The organism is Ensifer sp. 4252, assembly GCF_050434565.1.
Classification (GTDB): domain Bacteria; phylum Pseudomonadota; class Alphaproteobacteria; order Rhizobiales; family Rhizobiaceae; genus Ensifer.
In genome coordinates this window covers 1-2,216 of record NZ_JBNDIU010000072.1, presented here as the reverse complement: position 1 = coordinate 2,216, position 2,216 = coordinate 1, and the positions used below count along the sequence as shown (strand labels likewise).

2 protein-coding genes are annotated in these 2,216 nt (G+C 59.3%); both read right to left on the bottom strand.

Annotation, left to right across the window (positions count from 1 at the left end; genetic code table 11):
* Positions 1 to 54: 54 nt before the first annotated feature.
* Entirely contained in the window at positions 55 to 855 is an 801-nt protein-coding gene (istB, locus tag ABIE33_RS36165) for an IS21-like element ISSme2 family helper ATPase IstB (protein WP_429133949.1), read from the bottom strand.
* Positions 855 to 2,141: an IS21 family transposase gene (gene istA, locus ABIE33_RS36160; RefSeq protein WP_429133947.1), complete on the bottom strand. Its 1,287-nt coding sequence runs from the start codon at positions 2,139 to 2,141 to the stop codon at positions 855 to 857. Before istA ends, istB begins: the two co-directional genes overlap by 1 nt.
* Positions 2,142 to 2,216 lie beyond the last annotated feature (75 nt).

The following is a 2,216-nucleotide window of genomic DNA, read 5'->3' as shown; positions in this document are numbered from 1 at the left end:
TGTCAAGCGAAGCGAGGAATTGACCCCTTGGGCGAAACGAAGATTTGACCCCCTTCATTTATTGGTCGTTTCGTTTGTTTCAAGCGCCGCTCCGGCCTTCTGCAGAAGGCCGGAGCGGCGCTTTTCGCGAAGCCGATAGCTGTCGCCTCGGATGGTGATCACGGTCGAATGATGAAGCAGGCGGTCCAGTATCGCCGTGGCGACCACGGGGTCACCAAAGACGCTTCCCCATTCTCCCACAGAGCGGTTGGAGGTGATCAGGATTGATCCCTTCTCATAGCGCCGAGAGACCAATTGGAAGAACAGGTGGGCGGCGTTGGCTTCGAACGGAAGATAGCCGAGCTCGTCGATGATCAGCAATTTCGGCCGCGACAAGATCGTCAACTGCTTGTCGAGCGAACCATCGTTGTGTGCTTTGGCCAGCATCGCGACCAACGTGGCAGCGGTCACGAACTGCACGTTGTAGTTCTGACGTATCGCCTCGCGGCCAAGGCTGACAGCAAGGTGGGTTTTACCCGTACCAGGCGGTCCAAGGAATAGCACCGTATCGCCGTGAGCTATCCAGCGGCAGGTCGCCAATTCCCTGATCTGCCCCTGATCCAGCGATGGCTGCGCCTCGAAGTCAAAGCCGTCGAGTTCGCGTACGAAGGGGAATTGCGCCAGCTTGCTCGACATGGAGATGCGCCGCTCATCGCGCCGGGCGATCTCTCGCGATACTAGGAATGCCAGAGCTTCGCGCAAGTTCATCTTCGAGCGAGCCGCCTCGTCAAGCAGAGTGTCGAGCTGATCGCGGATCGCCGTCAGCTTCAGTCGATCGAGTGTTGCGATGAGTAGGTCGTGATCCACGTTCGTCATCACCAGCCTCCTCCAACAACCGCCTCGTATTCGGCAAGCGGCCGCAGCAAGGCGGCTGGCGCTATCTCAATTGGAGCTGTGCGCACCAGACCTTCGCTACCAGCCACGCCAACAAAATGGGACCGGTCCACGATCCGTTGTCGCCGTCCCTGGCAGAGAGCATGATCGGCCACTACCTGGCCCGCGTGACGGATGATCACACGGCCTGCCAGCACAACGACTTGAACGCTCTCGCCGATTAGGCGCCAAGGTACCGAATAGCTGTTCGTGTCGAGGTCTATCGCGCAGTCGGCCTGAACTTTGCGCACGAGGTCGCGCAATTGTCCGAACGGTGCACGGCCAGCCAGCGGACGAAGCGCGTCAGCCTCCGCAGCAAAGCGTTCCGTCGGCGCTACGCCGGTCGTGCCGTGTTCACGCTGGTCGGCAACCTCGCGTATCCACCGGGCCAGATGCGCCTCGAACGACGCCCAGCTCTCGAACCGGCGACCGGCGATCGCGTTCTTCTTGACGTAGCCGACTCCGCGCTCGTCCTTGCCCTTCGTACGGGCGCGATATGGTGCGCAAGCTCGTGGCGTGAAGCCCCAGTAGCGAGCAAAGGCATGCAATCGCGCATTGAACCGCACCTCCCGGCTGACCGCATCGTGGTGTTCGACCAGCGGCTTCGCATTATCCAGCAACACTTCATTGGGAACGCCGCCAAATCGAAGGAACGCACCTTCCATTCCTTCGAACCAGTCGCTTTGCCCCTCTCGCAACGAGGCTCGGATATGGATGCGTCTCGAGTAACCCAACGTTGCGACAAACACGTACACCCGAAGCCGCTCACCGCCGATCCATACGCGCGTCTGGCCAAAGTCGATTTGTAACTGGCGACCTGGTGGAGTTTCGAACCGAACTGTCGCACGCTTCTGTGCCTTCAACTCCCGTCGCCACTGCCGAACTCGAAGCTCTACAGAACGCAGGCCGATGACAATTCCGTGCTCGCTCGCCAACTCCTGGCGGATTACATCCGCATTGCCGTCATGACGGAAAAAACGTTCTCGCAGCCAATCGTCCAGCCCGTCAAACGAACTGCGCCGAACAGGTTTCTTGAAAGGCGAGACGCCGCCTTCCCGCAAATATCGGCGAACCGTGTTGCGCGCACATCCAAATTCCTTGGACAGCCGCTTGGCACCCCAACCAAGCGCGTGTAGTCGCAACATTGCCACCACCTCATCAGCCTGAAGCATATCCCCGCCCTGCATCGTTCGCGACAATGCAGAATGCAATGAAATCTCGCTCGTCATCCAACTCTCCTCGTTTTGACACGAGGGGTCAGTTCTTCGCTTCGTTAGGGGGTCAGTTTCTCATTTCGCCCGACA